The organism is Streptomyces purpurascens (genome assembly GCF_045040895.1).
In the GTDB taxonomy this organism is placed as follows: Bacteria; Actinomycetota; Actinomycetes; order Streptomycetales; family Streptomycetaceae; genus Streptomyces; species Streptomyces purpurascens.
Genome location: NZ_CP108341.1, coordinates 7,574,806 through 7,591,497, shown reverse-complemented (window position 1 = coordinate 7,591,497; position 16,692 = coordinate 7,574,806). Strand labels below are relative to the sequence as shown.

Here is a 16,692-nt window from a genome sequence, read left to right as displayed (position 1 = left end):
CTGGTCATGGGAACGATCAGGGCTTCCGAACGGGCATCTCCGCTCGCCTACGCGCAGGATCGCCGATGCTTCCTGAGGTCCGCCCCCACGTATCCACCGCCCTCGCAGACCAGTTGGATCACCAACTGGACCTGGATCCGCATCTCGAGGCCGCCCAGCTCGATGTGGAGCGCGTCGCCGGAATTGCGGTGGTCGCAGCCGCGCACTCCGATGGCTATGCGGCCACCGGCCATCTCCTCGGGCTGCTGGCCGCGCTGCCTGCCCCCACCAAGACAGGAGAACGCTTCTGGTCGGACCGGTGGAGGTCGTCGGGCACCGCGTACCTGCTGCCCGTCAACATCAAGGCCCCGGTGCTGCGTTCGCTGGCAGGAGAAGGAACCGCCCTGGCCCGGCAGGTCCTCTCGGCCGTCGATGAGATGACCCCGCCCCAGCGCGTCGCGGCCGGGGAGGTGATCGGTCAGGCCCTCGTCGAGTCCGACCATCTGCCCGACCTCAAGTCACAGGTCATCGGGGAACTGTGGCTTCGAGATCTCGAGCTCACCGCCTGGCGCGTCCTGCACGCAGACCGCAGGTCGGACCACCCGGCTGGACGGAAAGCCTTCCTGGACGCCTGGACGAGCGTCTGAGCGTCGGCTCCTTCGAGCTGCACGGCAGCCGGGCAGGACATGCGGCTCCCGTGCCCGACGACGCTTGCAGCGACTGAGGTTGGGAGGTTCCGGGCCGAAGTCGCACCGGCCCGGGGCCCTTACACAGATCAGGGGCCGCGCAGCCATTGCTGCGCGGCCCCTGATCCTGCCGGCCCGGCACGAGAGCAGGCGCCTTCGTCCGGGTGGGTGGCAGGGCCCGCAGGGGCGGCGGCCACCTGGACGCGGCGTGCGTGATCTCTCGGGCGGGTCGCGAGGTCAGACCAGGTTGATGTTCTCGGCCTGCGGCCCCTTCTGGCCCTGAGTGACGTCGAACGTCACGCTCTGGCCCTCCTGGAGCTCACGAAAGCCCGAGGAGTTGATCGCGGAGTAGTGCGCGAAGACATCCGGGCCGCCGCCGTCCTGCGCGATGAAGCCGAAGCCCTTCTCCGCGTTGAACCACTTCACAGTTCCCGTTGCCATGTCTTATGCCTTCCAGTCGATGAACGTCTCCCACTCCCTGTGGCAGACGGAGGTGATCGCCCTGGTCCCTGCGGCACAGCACAGCAAAACGCCCACACCATAGGCGTGGGCAAGAGGGAAATCCGAACCACGACAGCTGACGCAGACGCTACACGCCCACACACCGCGTCACCACAGAAAATGATCAGGCCACACACCGAGACCGTGCGCGCGGTGCCCGCCGAGGCTGACGGACACGCTCATCTCACGCTGCTGCCGTCGGGTTCGCTGATTCGGCGGCGCGGCGATATTCGGCGTTGATGCGCTGGGCTTCCTCGAGCTGGTCTTCGAGGATGACGATCCGGCAGGCGGCCTCGATGGGGGTGCCCCGATCGACGAGTTCCCGGGCGCGGGCGGCGATGCGCAGTTGATAGCGGGAGTAGCGGCGGTGGCCGCCTGCGGAGCGGAGTGGGGTGATGAGGCGGGCTTCGCCGATGGCGCGGAGGAAGCCCTGTGTGGTGCCGAGCATCTCGGCGGCCCGGCCCATGGTGTAGGCGGGGTAATCGTCGTCGTCGAGACGGCCGAACGTGTCGTCTGCTGTCATTGCACCTCTCTGTGGAACGCGTGGAGGGGCCCTGACGCCGTACTGGCACCAGGGCCCCGAAGGAACTACTACACCATCTGCCGGCCCTGATACTGCACCGGCCCTCTGTTTCCGCAGACCCGACCGAGATGTCGGGGGCGCGTGGATCGCTGTTGCCTGACCGGAGACCACCTCACTATCGATGTCCTGCGGTACCCGGGTCCAAGACTTCCACCCGGGCGATCCTGATGGCGCTCAGCTCCTCCGTTCTTCCCTCTTGAGCAACTACTCACTAACGGAAACTGCGAACTACTGGTACCGCAAACTGCTGGTGGCCTCGAAAAACAACGCCACCCTTCGGCAGCCAGCCCCGTCGCCCGTCCTGCGTCTGCTACGGCTTGGAACCCCACTGCCGAACCTCCCGGTGCGCGCGCCCGCAGCCGACGCCTTCACCGAGGTACTGCTCACTGACTTCACTGCTGTGTACTGCGAACCTTCACTTACTGGTACTGCCACTGCGGTACTGCTCATGGCGACCCCTGATCACTGCGGGCCACCCGGCCCGGTCGTCAGTCCCGTCGCCGTCCTGCAACCTGCTCTGGCTTCGGAACTCCACCACCGCACCGTCCTGCCAACTGCAACTGCGTACTACTGCCCGGCAGTTCATCTCTGCCGGGCCTTGCTCGATCTCGGCTACGAGAGAAACCATAGTCACACCGCCGACGAATGTCTACTCTGGCTGGCATAGATTTCCACGTGCTCGAAGATGAGGTAGTCCGTCCCGACCAGTCCATAGATGGTTCAGGCAGCTTCGGGGCCCAGTCCGGCGCGCAGGGACCCTAGCCGCGTAGCACGTCGGGCTGATCGTGACGTCGCCGACTGCGCTGCGGCTACCGTCGGCGGGCACCGGCCAACACTGCGTCTCGTGGGCCACTCCACCGGCCGGGACGAAGATTCCAGCCGTGACGCCCCCGCAGGTCGGCCGCTGACGAGCGTGGCAGGAGGCCCCGCGCCGCCCTCGACGATCCCGGGGTGATCGAACAGCTCGTGGCGAACCGGCACGGCCCCTGACTCGAGCAGACCGCGGGCTGCTGAGACACGGGCTCACGGCAGCAGGTGCCGCCATGCATCGACTGTGCTCCTCCGTCCCCTTCAGGCAAGCACTGTGGCTCTGCGGGGTTGGCGGGGTGGAGGGGTGGGGCACAGGGGCTGGGTAGGCACGGGCAGAGGCATGGACTCTTCAGAAACCAGGGTGACCCTGATGATCACGGTGACTGCCAGCGCCGCAGCCGTGCGTTCCACAACAGCCATTGCCGACGCACGCGACACGACACGAGCCTTCCTCGAAGGTTTGCAGCAGCCGGCCGTTGCCCCTGAGTGGCGGACACCGTGGTCCTGCCCGTGTCCGAGCTCGTCACCAATGCCCTGCGCCACGGTGGGGGCCGCTGCACACTGGAACTGACTGCGCACCCCAACACCATCGAGGTTGCCGTTCACGATCCCAGCCGGCATGTGCCGCGCATGCGCACCCCAGACCTGAACGGCGGCACCGGGGGCTTCGGCTGGCCCATGGTCACCCGCCTCGCCCACGCCACGGCGGTCACCCGCCGGGCCTCCGGCGGCAAGACCGTGAGCGCCTTCCTTGCTCGGTAGCGTCACCGCTCAAGCAGCCGGATGGCCGGCGAATATGGTCCGCCTCACGCCGCCTGACGAATTGCTGGTTGACGTGCCGCCCTGGTGGAGTCTGGCCAGAGCAACCAGATGCGTGGCCATCGGTGGCGCTGTCATCACCGATCGGTTGGCTGCCGAAGCGGTGTGGAGATAGAGGGTGTCGGATGTGCTGAGGGAATCCGCCCGCTTGGGCGAGTTCGCCGCCGTCTTCGACGCCCCCGCGAAGGACGACGAGCAGCCGACGCATCTGCACTTCCATGTCGCCCGGATCCTCCAGGGCACGGTGGGAACCCCGGAGACGGGCGGGATGTACCGGGTTGCGATCGAGGACGCCAGCGCCTGGACCGTGGGCGCCTTCAGCTGTTCCGACCCCTGAGCGACGGCGACGGGAGCCGGCTGCACGCAGTGTGGGCCCGACCGGTGTACCGGTCGGGCCCACACTGCTGGTCAGGTGTCGGCTCGTGTCTGTTTACGGGGTCAGACCGCGAGAGGGGTGCCGAGCATCGCGGAGGCGTGCTGCATCGGGCTGAGAATGCCCAGGGGCGCTGCCTCAGGGACGGCGCGGCAGGTGAAGCCGAGCTGAGCCATGGCCCGCAGGACTTCGGCGGCGCTGAAGTCACGGCGGTCCTGGCGGGTGATGACCTGGCCGACCTGCTTGACGGGGTAGTGGCGGCGGCCGATGATCACCGATTCGCCGGTGACCGGTTCGGGTTTGATGCCCTTCATCGATTCCAGCACGCCGCTCTTGGTGAGCTCGAAGGGGAAGCGGGCGATGACGCAGCGCATGTGGCCTCACAGAGGGAAGGAAAGAACGGTCCGGCCAGGGGCGAGGTGTTTCAGCGGGAAAGGGCGACGATGCCCAGGGCGCTGCCTTGCTCGTCGACCACCGGCAGGACACCGAGCCGACGGGTGCGCATCGCGTGCTCGGCTTCGGCCATCGTGGTCACGGGTGAGGCGAACGAGCCGTGGTCGCCGAGGATGTCGCGCAGGCGGACACGGTCCGTGTAGTCGGAGCTGTCTCGGACGGCGGCGAGTTCGGTCCGGGTGACCAGGCCGGTGCACTGGCCGTCCTGGTCACAGACGACGAGTCGGACCGTGCGGGCGGCGGCCATGACGGCCAGCGCCACCTCGACGCTCATGTCGTCACAGACCTGCGGTCCGGCCGCGTCCATGACCTCCACCGCCGGCCTGTGCGCGGAGTCGGCGTTCGCCGGGCGGGGCTGTGTCTGAACCAGCGTCACAAGGTGCCTCCTGCAGAGATGGGTACGCTTCCTGATCACGAGAGTTCTAGGCCGCCGCGCCGAAGCCGGGCTGGCGTACGGGGGTGCGCCTAGTCGCCGAGGCGGGGCGGCGTCGGCCTCGGGAGGTGGTGCTGCGCTTGGGGCGTTCGACCACCGGTGCGGTGATGACGACCGGGATGCCGGACGGGGCCTGGGCGCCGGTGATCCGGCTCAGGGCCTCGTCGCCCGAGCGGATCTGGGTGGTCTGCGGCCGGATTCCGGCGTCCGACATGAGGCGGACCATGCCTCGGCGCTGGTTCGGCGTGACCAGGGTGACGACGCTGCCGGACTCGCCGGCGCGGGCGGTACGGCCGCCGCGGTGGAGGTAGTCCTTGTGGTCGGTCGGCGGATCGACGTTGACGACCAGGTCGAGGTTGTCGACGTGGATGCCGCGCGCCGCGACGTTGGTCGCCACCAGCACAGTGACGTGCCCCGTCTTGAACTGCTCCAGCGTGCGGGTGCGCTGCGGCTGCGACTTGCCACCGTGCAGCGCGGCGGCCCGTACCCCGCTGTTGAGCAGGTCCTGGGTCAGCCGGTCGACGGCGTGCTTGGTGTCCAGGAACATGATCACGCGGCCGTCGCGGGCGGCGATCTCGGTCGTGGCGGCGTGCTTGTCGGCGCCGTGGACGTGCAGGACGTGGTGCTCCATCGTCGTGACCGCACCTGCCGACGGGTCGACCGAATGCACGACGGGGTCGGTCAGATAGCGGCGCACCAGCAGGTCGACGTTACGGTCCAAGGTGGCGGAGAACAGCATCCGCTGCCCCTCCGGACGCACCTGGTCGAGCAGCGCGGTGACCTGCGGCATGAAACCCATGTCGGCCATCTGGTCGGCCTCGTCGAGCACCGTGATGCCCACGTGGTTCAGCCTGCAGTCGCCACGGTCGATGAGGTCCTTGAGCCGCCCCGGGGTCGCGACGACGACCTCGGCTCCGCCGCGCAGCGCACTGGTCTGCCTGCCGATCGACATGCCGCCCACCACCGTGGCCAGCCGCAGCCGCACGGAGCGGGCGTACGGGGTCAGCGCGTCGGTCACCTGCTGCGCCAGCTCACGCGTGGGTACGAGGATCAGCCCCAGGGGCTGACGGGGCTCGGCACGCTGTCCAGCGGTGCGGGCGAGCAGGGCGAGGCCGAACGCGAGGGTCTTGCCGGAGCCGGTGCGCCCGCGACCCAGCACGTCACGGCCCGCCAGGGAGTTCGGCAGCGTCGCTCCCTGGATCGGGAACGGTACGGTCACACCCTGCCTTCCGAGTTCGGCCAGGAGCTGCTCGGGCATGTCGAGATCGGCGAAGCCCTCGACGGCGGGCAGCGCGGGGGTGATCGTCCTGGGCAGCGCGAACTCACCCTGCGCTGCGGCGGGCCGACGGCCGTAACCGCCGGAGCGGACGGGGGCGCCGGTACGGCGCGGTGCCTGCGAGCGGCCGCTGCCACCCCTTCCGGCGTCGGCACGGCCGTCACGGGTGCGGGCGGGGCGGTCATTCGTGTACGCGCGGTTCATGCGGAACCTTCCTCGATGTGGCACATATCAAGGAATTCCCATGAACGGCACGGAGAATTACAAGTATGGACCGGTGGAAAAAGAAAGCAGATCTGGCCGGCGAAAACGTCCGTGGGCACAGGTGCTGAAATGGGTGACGCGATCGGGACCTTGCGATCCGGGGGCCGGCTGCGGTGCAGCGCTTCAGGATGCGCCTGCGTCCTGAGGGAGGAACCGCTTACGGTGGTACTGCGGATTCCTCCGGGTCGTCCCGCGGGTGAAACCGCTGCGGGATACGCGTGCAGCTGGGGCCCGCACCCCGAAGGATGCGGGCCCCAGCTGCAGTCTGTGCGTGAGCGTCAGGCCGGAACGATGTTCTCGGCCGTCGGGCCCTTCTGGCCCTGCGCGATATCGAAGGTCACCTTCTGGCCCTCGAGCAGCTCACGGAAGCCCTGCGCGGCAATGTTCGAGTAGTGGGCGAACACGTCGGCGCCGCCACCGTCCTGCTCGATGAAGCCGAAGCCCTTTTCCGCGTTGAACCACTTCACGGTACCAGCAGCCATGTCATATCTCCTTTGGGGCAGTGCATCGGCATCCGCACCACGCGGACGCCGTGTCGCCGCGATGATTACCCCGCCCGGAAATGACCGGAAATACAAAAGCGCTCCGACCGGCAGAAGCCTGGTGGGGGCACTTGAAGCTTTGGGAACCACAACTGCAACTGAGAACGACAGTAGCACGCCGGAACGACCCTTGTGCGTTGGATAATTCCACGCTGCTCCTCGCGGCAAAAACTCCCGCCGCACGGCCCCCCAAAATCTGATCCCTCGGGAACAGATATTGATTCACCCGGAGTTCAATGTCTCAGGAAGAGTTGCCGACCGGCACGCAGCGCGACGGCTGGGGAAAAGCCGCTGCCGCCCAGGAAACGCAGCTGCGAGACTGTGGGACGACCATGCCGCAGCGGCTGCCGTTCCCAGTCCCGGATGAGCGAGCCCACCTCTTCAGTGCGGGTGAGGCGCCTGGTCATGAGGGTGATGGCCGCCCGGGTGATCAGGCTCTCGGAGTGCTTGATGAACCGTTCGCACTCCCGCGTATGCCGACGGGACATCTTCGTGTACTACTCCGACCGAGTGGCCAGGCAGTCCGACGGTGCGACGTGTGCTGGTGACCGTCGGCTGAAGCGCCCGCATCACATGAGACAACCGGGCCGACAGGTCAGGGAACTTCTTCCAACAGTTGTTCGGTCCAGATGGTTTTGCCCGCAACGGTGTAGCGGCTGCCCCAGCGATGGGTCAGCTGCGCCACCAGGACCAGACCGCGGCCGCCTTCATCCGTCCACCGGGCCCGTCGCAGATGCGGCTGCGTCTGGCTGGGATCGGAGACCTCGCAGATCAGACGTTGATCCCGAATCAGCCGCAGGCCCACTGGGGCACCGCCGTAGCGGATGGCGTTGGTGACCAGCTCGCTGACGATCAGCTCTGTGGTGAACACCAGATGTTCCAGCTCCCAGGAGGTCAGCCGGTCGGCGACTTGACGGCGTATCCCTGCGACGAGGCTGGGTCGGCGGCCAGCTCCCAGGTGGCAGTGGCATCTTCGAGAAGTCGGCGCACCTGGGTCACCAGAAGTGCCAGATCGTCGTCCAAGGGCTTCTGCAGACGTTTTTCCAGAATGCGGCCACCGATTTCGTGACGTCGGCGGGATGCCCCAAACGCGGAAGCCGGGTAGAAACGCGGTGGTCGGGAACGGCGCGGGTCAGGCGGTCAGGGCCTGGTCGACGGTGGGATGGCAGCCGATGACCTTGTCCAGGCCGACGATCTCAAGGAGCCGTAGCACCGATTCCCGGGCGCCGGCGATACTCAGCCATCCCGGTTCTCACGGGACATGTGAGGCAGAGTGCCGGGTACGCGCAGGACGCGTGAAGGGGGAACGAGGGTGGACCCGGCAGAATCAGTCCCCGAGGGTGAGGGCACCGTGATGCCGGACGCCCCTCAGATACAGGACACCGTCGCGCTGGACGGTGACGGGCACATGATCGCTGAGGCACGCCACCGGGCGGTGGACTTCCTCACCCGTGTCCAGGCGGAGCACGGCCTGCCGGTGTCCGCTCGCGCAATGGACCTGACCCAACTGGTGGTCAGCGAGCTCGTCACCAACGCCCGCAAGTACGCCCCCGGCCCCGTGCTGATGGAACTGCGCGTCACCGGCGCCGGCGTGGAAGTGGTCGTGTGGGACAGCGATCCCGTCCTGCCAGTGGCGACGGCCACCGATGCGAGGGCGCCGGCCGCAAGAAGGCGGGTACACCGCTGCTCGACAAGCCGGCCACCAGCGAACTGGGCGGGGTCTCCCCCACGATCGTGCTGCCGGGCGGCTGGTCCGAGGCGGACCTGCGCTACCAGGCCGAGCACATCGCCACCCAGAAGCTGCACCACAACGGCTACAACTGCGTAGCGAGCCAGGCGGTCGTCGTCAATGCCGACTGGGCGCAGAAGGACCGCTTCCTGGCCCACCTGCGAGCCGCGCTGGCCGACGCACCCGCCCGCTCCCCGCACTACCCCGGCAGCGACGACCGGGGCGCCCACGCCCTCGACACGTACGGCGACGACGCCGAACGGCTCGGAGCAGGCCGCGTGCTGATCACAGGTCTCGCCCCGGCGGAACCCGGACCAGCTCTGACCACGGAGCACTTCGCCCCCGTCCTCGCCGTGTTGAAACTCCCCCGGTGACCCGCGCCAGTTCCTCGCCGAGGCGGTCCTGCGCCCCAGGCGTTCCTGCACGGGGTTCAGCTTGATCGGGTGGGCACTCTGGGCACCGATGCAGCACGCCCATCGCTTCCTGTATCAAAGCGGCAGCATCCGCCTCACCCCGCAGCCAGGCTCTGCGCTCGACGACCGGCGGGCAGGGCCCGGCTCAGGGCAAACTCATCGCCAACGAGACAGGGCGGGGTCGGCGCATGGCTCCGCCCACGGGGTTCCCAACTGTCTCTCTGGCCGGGCTCTCACCTCGTCCCGGCCTCGAGTGGTCCAGAAGCTCCTCACGGTGTGGACTTTCCGACGCGGAGGGAGTCATGGACACGTCGCTCGTCGCAGAGAGTTGGTGAGGCGCCCTGACTTTAGAAGAAGTGCTTGCGTCCACCGACCGCGCGACCGGTCGCACCCAGGATCCACAGGATGGCGCCAACCAGAATGAGGATGCCACCGATCGTCGTCAGCAGACCCATGCCGACAAGCAGGCCGATGATCAGCAGAATAAGCCCAAGAATGATCATTTTGAACCCCATCGTCAATTCCGGCTCAGGCGCGTGTGCGTATGAGCTTCACAAGGGCCTGAGTTCGTCCCTTGGTGGGTAGATCCCGACCAGCTCCGAATGCCAGGACCTCGGTGCAATAGCCCTTGTGCCCGGCGACACGGTGTTCACGCCCTCCTTGGAAACTTCGTTCAGTACGCCATCTCAGCGACCGTCCTTTGCTCCGGAAGGTCATTCCACCCCGGACGGTTGGACGTTGGTGACGGAGACCCCGGGCAGCAGCGCCTACAGGCAGGTCCTCAGGTCCAAGGGCTTCTTCACCCTAGCCAGCCGGCCCTGGGTGACGGGACTGTGGCCGCAGGCCGGTTCGGTGGCTCGCTTCGAGCCTTCCTCTGCTCGTGACACCGCCAGCCCTTATGCGCAGGAACTCGTCTTCATCGGCCCCAGGTGGACGCGGAGCTGCTGCGGGCCGACCTGAACGGCTGCCTCATGCAGGAAAGCGTAGCTCTGCCCGCTTCCGATCCCTTTCCCTGCCTGGGACACCTACGGCTCCTGCGAGAGATGCGCGCATGAGCACGACCCCCTCACCACGGTGACGGGGCACTGAAACTCCGGGGCCAGTCGGTGGTCGCAGCCACGGCGGAGCTTCAATGGTCCCTGACACGAAACTTTTCTGGCGCCAGCCCCGCCCTGCCTCCCGCGGGGTTCCGTCGTCTCACGGCTGCAATGTTGACAGCGGATGCGATCGCAAATCCGTCGTCCCCACAAGCAACGCAGGAACCTGACTGAGTGAGGAGCCGAACGCGTCTTGTGCGCCAGCGCGTTCGACCTCACGGCGAAGCCGCACCGGAGTGCTCCGGTGCGGCTTCGCCGTCTCACGGATCCGCGCAGAGATCCCGCCCGGACGGACCTCGGTGGGGTCTCGCCGTATCACACAGCCATCACCAACTGGTCAGACCCTCCCGGACCAAGAGGCTCTGACCTGCAATTCCATCCCGCACTGGACTGGGATAGACGTACCTGGACGGTCTCTACAACCTGTGCCAGGTTGTACCGAGTGACGGGCCCAGGATCAGGACAGGTGCGTCTTCTGGCCCGTCAAAGCGGTATTGAAGGGTGTTGGTCGTACTCTCACTCACCCGACTCACGCTCCCACGTCTCACGATTTCTCACGTACCTGGGGCGCAACCCCATGCAACCCATCCCACTTTGTGGCGGCTCCGCGAAGATCTTCGACACCCGGCTTCACGTACTGCCGCCCGGTGGCCGCCGCGTCCGCCGGCCAGGTACGTGAGGCACGACGCGCGTGCATCGTACAGAGGCACCGTAGGCCGGTGCGGGGTACAGCTCTATCCTTGGCCTGCATGATCGCCAAGCTGCAGTGCGTGGTGTTGGACTGTGCCGATGTCGATGAGCTGTCCCGGTTCTACCAGTCGCTGCTCGGTGGCGTGGTGAACCAGCCGGATCCGCGGTGGTCGCTCGGCGACGACTGGGCGACGCTCCACACCGACGACGGCCTCGTGCTGGCCTTCCAGCGGGTGGAGGACCACCGGCCACCACGGTGGGCGGATCCGGACCGGCCCCAGCAGTTCCACCTCGACCTGAGGGTCGAGGATCTGGACCAGGCTCAGGCAGACGTCCTCGATCTGGGTGCCACGGTGCTCGACGAGGATGACACCGGGCGCAGTTGGCGAGTCTTCGCGGATCCGGCAGGTCACCCGTTCTGTCTCGTCAGGCACTGACGCAAGCCCACCTGCCCAGGTACACATCAGGGGTTCCAGAAGACATCGGTGAACGTACGGTCGAAGCGCCGCGCGACCAGGTCCTCACGTTGGATCACCCAGTGGACGGAAGCGCTCTCCCAGCCCTCCACGTCCATGCCGGCCTGCCAGTCGGCCAGGAGCACCCAGTCCGAGACGTCACCCGAAACCCGCCCGTCCCACCGGCCCGCCTCCGCCGCCTTCACGGCATGGGACACGGCATCGGCGACGGGGTCGGTGCAGATGGCCTCCTCCCAGGCGTATCCCCCGATCTGCAGCGGCCCGGCGGGGGCGATGGCGCCCCGGGCGGCCGCGTGGTGGTAGGGCAGCGACACGCCGGCCGTCGCCCGCAGCGGGCCCTGGGGGAACGCCTCGAACATCGCCTTCTCGTCCTCGAAGTCGAAGGAGTTCCAGGCGTTTCTGTCCCGTTCCGTCACGGCCGTGCCGGCGGGGACGTACACCACGCTGCCCATGGTCTCGTAGTCGTTGGCGGTCTCGGGGAAGGCGAACAGCAGCAGCCGGCCGTCCGGAGGCAGGGGCAGGTCCGTCGCGTCGGCGGGCAGGGCCGCGAGGTCGATGGAGGCGACGAAGGGGTGGACGGGGTCCGGGACATCGGCCGGAAGCAGAAGCGGACCGCCGAACCGGCCCACGACCGGGCCGTCCCCGCCTCGGTCCCCGTCCCGCGTCAGCACCGCGCAAGGGCGGGCGGTGCCCAGCCACCGCTCTACGTCGTCGACGGGTATGTCCCGCGCGATCGCCTCGTCACGGAACGGACGTAACAGGTCCCGCATGTCAGGAGTCATGGGCAGACCGTAGAGGAAGGCACTGACACAGCCGGTGGAACCGGCATGGTCGAGGCAGCCCTAGGCACCCGCGCCGGGTCCTTGCGGCGGCCAGTCGGGAGCCGGGTCGTGGGCGAGCAGCGGCCGGAGGGCGCCGAGGACCGCGCCGACGCAGACGTCGCGCAGCTGGACGCGGGTGCAGGTCTCGTGGGTGAGCCAGTCGACGCAGAGGACCTGGACGAAGACCAGCCAGCTCTTCAGGACGCCCGACACGGCCTCGCGCGCGCTCTCGTCCGCGAGCGGGAGTACGGCCAGCAGCCGCTCCCGGAGCGCGTCCAGCTCGTTCGTCATGATCGTCTGGATCACCGGGTCGCCCGCGAGGACCCGGTTCGCGGCGAGAACGGCGTTGCGGTTCGCCACGAAGTAGTCGAGATGGACGTCCATCCCCTGGATCAGCTGCTCCACCAGGGAGTCGGCGGGGTCGAACCGCGTCTCGACGAGCAGTTGGTCCGCCGCCTGCTGGTACACGGCCGCGAAGAGGGCGTGCTTGCTGGGGAAGTGACGGTAGAGCAGGGCCCTGGAGACACCGGCCTCTTCGGCGACGTCTTCCATCAGCACGTCGGCGTAGGGGTGCGCGGCGAAGAGCCGTGCGCCGACGGCGAGGAGCTGGGCGCGGCGGTCGGCGGGAGTGAGTCGCTTGCGGGGAGGCACGGACGAAGCCTAGTTGACATACATCTACTAGCGCATCCATCGTAGTAGACACATGTCAACTAAGCTCTGCCGAGACGGCTTTGGAGGCACCATGGCCAGGGTTCTGCGCGCCCTCACCCAACTGATGGGCTGGGCCTGCGTGATGATCGGCCTGTTCCATGTGGCACTCGGTAACGCGGCGATCCCGGGCGCCGGTTCCGCCGGCCCGACGGTCGACAGCTGGGGCCGGTTCATGGGGGCCAGTTTCACCGGCTACGGACTGGCCTGGCTCTGGGCCGCACGGCAGCGTCCGATCCCGGCCCGGGCGGTGCGGTGGCTGGCCGGCGTCTTCCTGCTGGGCGGCGTGGGCCGGCTCCTCTCGCTCGCCGTGCACGGCCGGCCGCAGTGGTTCCAGATCGCGCTGACGGTGATCGAGCTCGGTCTGCCGCCGGTCTTGTTCTGGCTGGCCGACGCGGAGGAGCGGGCGGCCCCGGACAGCGATGCGGAGGGCGTGCCCGCAGGACGTTGAACGTGCCCGAGTTCGATTGCAAGCCGGCGTGCCGGCACTGGAACCGGGGTGCGTCCGGCGAGCAGCGGACCGTGCGTGTGGGTCCGAGATGCCGGCGGGACAACGCCGCCGGACGACCGCACCGTGTCGGCGGGATGTCGGTGAGCCGTAGGTGATGTGTCGGCGGCCGTTGGAACCGTGGGTGTCGAGGTGCCGACGGAGCAGCCGCGGGCGCCTTCAACGACAAGGGAGCCCCGTCGCCGTGTTGTCCATGTCCTCCACTCCGCCCTGGGATGTCCATCAGCTGCCGCGTGCGGATGACGGCGTCTTTCTGGTCACCGGTGGCAACGCCGGTATCGGGTACTTCGTCGCGGAGCAGTTGTCGGCGACCGGAGCCACCGTCGTACTCGGCAGCCGGAGTCCCTCCAAGGCCGAGGCCGCCATGGCCTCGATCCGGACGCGTGTCCCCGGCGCGCGGGTGCGGGCCGTGCAACTGGACCTCGCCGATCTCTCGTCGCTCGAAGCAGCGGTGGAATCGCTGGAGGTGGAACGGCTGGACGCGGTGGTGCACAACGCCGGGGTCGCGCTCGACAAGCCGCCGCGCAGGGAGACCGGGGACGCTCACGAGCTCATGTTCGGCACGAACCACCTCGGGCACTTCGCGTTGACCTGGTGGCTGATGCCGCTGCTGTCGACCGCGCCTGCGGCCCGGGTGGTGACCATGGGCAGCTTCGCGGCGAAGTCCGAGCGGCTCGACCTGGACGACCTGCAGTCCCGGAAGGACTACCGGCCCAAGCGCGCCTACGGACGCTCCAAGCTGGCACAGATGTACTTCGGCGCCGAACTCGACCGCCGCCTGCGCGCTGCCGGCAGCACGGTGGCGAGTGTGGTGGTGCATCCAGGCGGCGCGCTGGACTCCCTCACCCCGTCACGGCCGCCGGTCCATGTGCGACCCACCAGCGCACGGCTCGGCACGGCACCTGCGGCACTCCTCGTCCAGGGAAAGCACGCCGGCGCGTGGCCCGCGGTCCGGGCGGTGCTCGACCCGGCCGTGCGTGGCGGCGAACTGTGGGGACCGCGCGTCTTCGGCCTGCGCGGCGAGCCCCGCCGTGAACCGGTGTGGAACCACCTCACCGACGCATCCGTCGCGGCGCGGTTGTGGGACGCGAGCTGTGATCTGACCGGCATCGACCTCGACACCGTCACCGGTTAGCTCCGTTCGCACCACGGGGCGCGGTGTGTCTCCCGGGTATCTGCCCTTCGGCCTCGGCCCGCACGGGTGCATCGACGAAGGGTTAGTGCCCACCTTCACCCTCACCACCGGCACACTGCCCATGAAGATCAGACGCAGTCGCCCGACCTCGCCGGTGTGATCACCCGGTGCGTTCAGGGCGCACCCACGAGGCGATCCAGCGAGGGCGCCAGAACCGGGGCGAGCGCCTCGGCGTAGGCCTCCGAGAGGTGGCTGTCGTCGCGGTAGACGGCGGTGTCGGCCACGACCACGGGACAGATGCCGGTGCGAGGGGCGCAGAGCCAGGGGGTGGGGTCGATGACGGTGGTGGCCGTGGTGGATGCGGCGGCGCGGAGGGCGGTACCGCGGGTCGCGTCGTGGATCGCGTCCGGCAAGTGGTGGGCGCAGGCGCGTAGTTGCAGGGAGTTCCTGGCGGCGCAGTCGATCGGGTCGCCCTTGGGCCAAGGGGTGTCGAGCAGGGCGGCGACCCGGACGCCGGAGGTGCCCAGGGTGCGGAAGGTGTGCTCGAAGCCGGTGGTCCACTGGTGGAGGGGATCGCCGGCGGGGCGGGCCGGGTCTCCGGCGTCCGAGGAGGAGACGACGACCAGGTCGGGGCGGAGGGTCCTGATCCTCGCCATGGCGTTGGAGCGCCAGGTGTCGCAGACGGTGTACGGCTTGTGGCCGCTGGTGATGGTCACGTCGGCGACCTTGCAGGAGGCCTTCGTCAGCGAGACCAGCTTCCAGCCTCGTGCGGTCGCGAGCCGTTGCAGGGCCGGGAACCACTGGGCCGCGTGGGAGTCGCCGAAGAGGACGACCGTACGGGAGGAGGTCCGGTCGCCGTAGACGCAGGGCCGGGTGCCGGTGGCGGCGTGGTCGACGTGGCAGCCGTCCCGGTAGACCGCGGAGCGGGAGGACTTCACCTTCGGCAGGGGCGGAGTGAGGTTGCTCGGCAGGGCGGTGGGGGACGACGCGAGGAGTTCGGTGAGACGCGCCTGCGGGGCCGGTGCGTCGGAGAGAGCCCGCGTCAGCGCGGGCGCGGGGCCGCCCACCTCGATCGTCGGCGGGACCGCCGTCGCCGTCAGGGACAGCGCCGAGGCGGCGGCCGACAGCGCGGCCCCGAGCACCAGGGCGCGGCGGGGGCGCCCGCGGAAGGCCCGGTGGAAGCGGACCGGGTTCTCGACGAGGCGCAGGGTCAGCCATGCCAGGCCCAGCGCCGCCACGGACAGCCCGAGCGCGAGCGGCACGCCGGCCGTGCCGTCGGCGCGGCCCAGCGCCGCCGGGGCTATGACCAGCAGCGGCCAGTGCCACAGGTACCAGCCGTACGAGAGTCCGCCGAGCCACACCAGCGGCCGCCGCCCCAGCAGCCACCCCGCGCCGTGCGGGGTGGGCGCGCAGCCCCCGGCCAGGACGAGCGCGGTACCGGCGACCGGCAGGAGAGCGTGGTAGCCGGGGAAGGGTGTCTGATCGTCGTACCAGACCGCTGCCAGCGTGACGCAGGCCAGGCCGAGCCAGGTCAGCGGGGCCGCGAGGGCGGCGGGCAGCCGTTCCAGCCGGCCGGTGCCCAGCGCCAGAAGCGCCCCGGCCCCCAGTTCCCAGGCCCGGGTGAGGGAGCCGAAGTACGCCCAGGGCGCCGAGGAGTTCGTCATGAGGACGCCCGCCGCGAACGACCCCAGGCACAGTACGCCGAGCGGCACCGCGACCAGCCGGCGCCGGCCGCGGGCGACCCGCCAGGTGAGCAGCAGGAGCAGCGGCCACACCAGGTAGTACTGCTCCTCCACGGCGAGCGACCAGAAGTGCTGGAACGGCGACGGAGGGCTGTTCTGGGCGAGATAGTCCGTACCGGCCGCCGCCAGCCGGAAGTTGACCGCGTACAGCGCGCTGGCGAGGGCGTCGCCCGCGTACTCGGCGAGCCGCGCCTTCGACAGGAACAGCCACGACCCGCCCAGCGTGACGGCGATGACCAGGGACGACACGGGGAGCAGCCGCAGTGCCCGGCGGGCGTAGAAGGAACGGACCGAAACCCGGCCGGTGAGGGAGAGTTCGCGCAGCAGCAGCGACGTGATGAGGAAGCCGGAGATCACGAAGAAGACGTCGACACCGATGTAGCCGCCGCTGACCTGGGACACGCCGGCGTGGGCGAGCACCACCAGCCCGACCGCCACCGCGCGCAGCCCCTGGATGTCGAGCCGCAGGACGTGGCCTCGGGGCGGTGCGGATCTGCCGCTCGCCGGGACGGTACGTATCTCGGCGGACGTGATGCTCGACATCGGGTGACTCCTCGGGCGACCGACTTGCTTCGCTAAGAAGATCGGTCCGGCCGCCTCACCCGGTTCCGCTGTCGGCGCCCCCACTTCGCCTCAGACGCGAAGGTTCAACCG

Annotated in this window: 17 protein-coding genes and 4 pseudogenes; 9 read left to right on the top strand and 12 right to left on the bottom strand. The window is 68.8% G+C overall.

Going from position 1 to position 16,692, the window contains the following annotated elements; genetic code table 11:
• The first annotated feature begins 65 nt into the window (after positions 1–65).
• On the top strand, positions 66–626 hold the full coding sequence (locus OHU35_RS34555) for a hypothetical protein (protein WP_189721260.1): 561 nt from the start codon (positions 66–68) through the stop codon (positions 624–626).
• A 276-nt stretch (positions 627–902) separates the two neighbouring features.
• On the opposite strand, the gene OHU35_RS34550 is transcribed toward OHU35_RS34555, so the two are convergent.
• Together OHU35_RS34550 and OHU35_RS34545 are read right to left on the bottom strand one after the other, a co-directional pair.
• Complete coding sequence (locus tag OHU35_RS34550; RefSeq protein ID WP_189721262.1) at positions 903–1,106, bottom strand: cold-shock protein; 204 nt, start codon at positions 1,104–1,106, stop codon at positions 903–905.
• Positions 1,107–1,350: 244 nt separating this feature from the next.
• Positions 1,351–1,689 (bottom strand): MerR family transcriptional regulator, encoded by a 339-nt coding sequence (locus OHU35_RS34545; RefSeq protein WP_189721264.1) that lies wholly within the window; start codon positions 1,687–1,689, stop codon positions 1,351–1,353.
• 1,240 nt (positions 1,690–2,929) lie between these two features.
• Between OHU35_RS34545 and OHU35_RS34540 the strand changes: the two are divergent.
• Positions 2,930–3,321 (top strand): annotated as a pseudogene (locus OHU35_RS34540) (ATP-binding protein).
• Between the two features lie 34 nt (positions 3,322–3,355).
• A pseudogene (locus tag OHU35_RS34535) lies at positions 3,356–3,715 on the top strand (hypothetical protein).
• 101 nt (positions 3,716–3,816) lie between these two features.
• Here OHU35_RS34535 and OHU35_RS34530 read toward each other — a convergent pair.
• The 6 genes from OHU35_RS34530 to OHU35_RS34505 form a co-directional block, all read right to left on the bottom strand.
• Positions 3,817–4,125: an SCO5918 family protein gene (locus OHU35_RS34530; protein ID WP_189593233.1), complete on the bottom strand. Its 309-nt coding sequence runs from the start codon at positions 4,123–4,125 to the stop codon at positions 3,817–3,819.
• Positions 4,126–4,175: 50 nt separating this feature from the next.
• Entirely contained in the window at positions 4,176–4,580 is a 405-nt protein-coding gene (locus OHU35_RS34525) for a CBS domain-containing protein (protein WP_405508089.1), read from the bottom strand.
• Between the two features lie 46 nt (positions 4,581–4,626).
• The gene (locus OHU35_RS34520; RefSeq protein WP_405508087.1) at positions 4,627–6,117 is read right to left on the bottom strand and encodes a DEAD/DEAH box helicase; all 1,491 of its coding nucleotides are present in this window, start codon (positions 6,115–6,117) and stop codon (positions 4,627–4,629) included.
• Between the two features lie 338 nt (positions 6,118–6,455).
• Positions 6,456–6,659 (bottom strand): cold-shock protein, encoded by a 204-nt coding sequence (locus tag OHU35_RS34515; protein WP_023586116.1) that lies wholly within the window; start codon positions 6,657–6,659, stop codon positions 6,456–6,458.
• A 655-nt stretch (positions 6,660–7,314) separates the two neighbouring features.
• Positions 7,315–7,602: an ATP-binding protein gene (locus tag OHU35_RS34510; RefSeq protein WP_372498745.1), complete on the bottom strand. Its 288-nt coding sequence runs from the start codon at positions 7,600–7,602 to the stop codon at positions 7,315–7,317.
• Positions 7,603–7,613: 11 nt separating this feature from the next.
• Complete coding sequence (locus OHU35_RS34505; protein WP_372498742.1) at positions 7,614–7,742, bottom strand: hypothetical protein; 129 nt, start codon at positions 7,740–7,742, stop codon at positions 7,614–7,616.
• Between the two features lie 331 nt (positions 7,743–8,073).
• Between OHU35_RS34505 and OHU35_RS34500 the strand changes: the two are divergent.
• Together OHU35_RS34500 and OHU35_RS34495 are read left to right on the top strand one after the other, a co-directional pair.
• A pseudogene (locus OHU35_RS34500) lies at positions 8,074–8,367 on the top strand (ATP-binding protein); the annotation flags it as partial.
• Entirely contained in the window at positions 8,325–8,822 is a 498-nt protein-coding gene (locus tag OHU35_RS34495; RefSeq protein ID WP_189721272.1) for an aldehyde dehydrogenase family protein, read from the top strand. The pseudogene OHU35_RS34500 and the gene OHU35_RS34495, both read left to right, overlap by 43 nt.
• Positions 8,823–9,208: 386 nt before the next feature.
• Here OHU35_RS34495 and OHU35_RS34490 read toward each other — a convergent pair whose 3' ends face one another.
• A complete protein-coding gene (locus OHU35_RS34490; RefSeq protein ID WP_010059700.1) occupies positions 9,209–9,364 on the bottom strand; it encodes a hypothetical protein in 156 nt (51 codons plus the stop codon).
• Between the two features lie 171 nt (positions 9,365–9,535).
• On the opposite strand from OHU35_RS34490, the pseudogene OHU35_RS34485 reads away from it, so the two are divergent.
• Both OHU35_RS34485 and OHU35_RS34480 read left to right on the top strand, forming a co-directional pair.
• Positions 9,536–9,950: pseudogene (locus OHU35_RS34485) on the top strand (GTP-binding protein); the annotation flags it as partial.
• 757 nt (positions 9,951–10,707) lie between these two features.
• Positions 10,708–11,085 (top strand): VOC family protein, encoded by a 378-nt coding sequence (locus OHU35_RS34480; RefSeq protein ID WP_189721274.1) that lies wholly within the window; start codon positions 10,708–10,710, stop codon positions 11,083–11,085.
• Between the two features lie 26 nt (positions 11,086–11,111).
• Here OHU35_RS34480 and OHU35_RS34475 read toward each other — a convergent pair whose 3' ends face one another.
• Positions 11,112–11,906 (bottom strand): DUF1963 domain-containing protein, encoded by a 795-nt coding sequence (locus tag OHU35_RS34475; protein WP_229872749.1) that lies wholly within the window; start codon positions 11,904–11,906, stop codon positions 11,112–11,114.
• A 60-nt stretch (positions 11,907–11,966) separates the two neighbouring features.
• Positions 11,967–12,596: a TetR/AcrR family transcriptional regulator gene (locus tag OHU35_RS34470; protein WP_405508083.1), complete on the bottom strand. Its 630-nt coding sequence runs from the start codon at positions 12,594–12,596 to the stop codon at positions 11,967–11,969.
• Positions 12,597–12,687: 91 nt separating this feature from the next.
• On the opposite strand from OHU35_RS34470, the gene OHU35_RS34465 reads away from it, so the two are divergent.
• Positions 12,688–13,104 carry a DUF4345 domain-containing protein gene (locus OHU35_RS34465; RefSeq protein WP_189721278.1) on the top strand — a complete coding sequence of 139 codons (417 nt, stop codon included), beginning with the start codon at positions 12,688–12,690 and terminating at the stop codon, positions 13,102–13,104.
• Positions 13,105–13,354: 250 nt separating this feature from the next.
• On the top strand, positions 13,355–14,296 hold the full coding sequence (locus OHU35_RS34460; protein WP_189721280.1) for an SDR family NAD(P)-dependent oxidoreductase: 942 nt from the start codon (positions 13,355–13,357) through the stop codon (positions 14,294–14,296).
• Between the two features lie 173 nt (positions 14,297–14,469).
• Here OHU35_RS34460 and OHU35_RS34455 read toward each other — a convergent pair whose 3' ends face one another.
• Entirely contained in the window at positions 14,470–16,581 is a 2,112-nt protein-coding gene (locus tag OHU35_RS34455) for an acyltransferase family protein (protein WP_189721282.1), read from the bottom strand.
• Between the last annotated feature and the right edge of the window lie 111 nt (positions 16,582–16,692).